At 57.7% G+C, this 596-nt stretch carries 1 protein-coding gene; it reads left to right on the top strand.

The genetic code is table 11. The features are described 5' to 3' along the window. A partial coding sequence (istB, locus tag VQ045_RS21880; RefSeq protein ID WP_331831633.1) for an IS21-like element helper ATPase IstB occupies positions 1 to 488 on the top strand: 488 nt, incomplete at its 5' end. Positions 489 to 596: the final 108 nt, after the last annotated feature.

The following is a 596-nucleotide window of genomic DNA, read 5'->3' as shown; positions in this document are numbered from 1 at the left end:
GTCAGGGCACCAATATTTTGTGTTTCGGCCCGCCAGGCGTGGGAAAGACCCATCTTTCGGCGGCGCTCGGTCATGCGCTGATCGACGCCGGATATCGCGTCCTGTTCGCAAGAACTACCGACCTTGTCCAGCAACTTCAGACCGCCCGGCAGGAACTGAAGCTCGCATCGGCGATCGAGAAGCTCGACAAATATCACCTGCTCGTCCTCGACGATCTATCCTACGTCCAGAAGAGCCAGGCCGAGACGAGCGTCCTGTTCGAACTCATCAGCGCCCGATACGAGCGCCGGTCCATGATGATCACCGCAAACCAGCCCTTTGGGGCTTGGGATTCGATCTTTCCCGATCCCGCCATGACCGTCGCCGCGATCGACAGGCTCGTCCATCACGCCATTATCCTGGAGATGAACACCGACAGCTATCGGCGAAAAACCGCACAGTCCCGGGATCTATCGACAAAAGATAAGCCGACCGCTCATCCTAATTGACGCGCAGTCCTGACCTTGACCTCGCGCGACAATTAGGAAACCTTCGACCTCGACCGCAGGCGCTTATCGTAATTGACGCTGCCGCTCATCCCAATCGTCGCTCTATAC

It is taken from the genome of Aurantimonas sp. E1-2-R+4, from assembly GCF_036549515.1.
Classification (GTDB): Bacteria; Pseudomonadota; Alphaproteobacteria; order Rhizobiales; family Rhizobiaceae; genus Aurantimonas; species Aurantimonas coralicida_A.
This window is presented reverse-complemented; position numbering and strand designations above follow the sequence as displayed.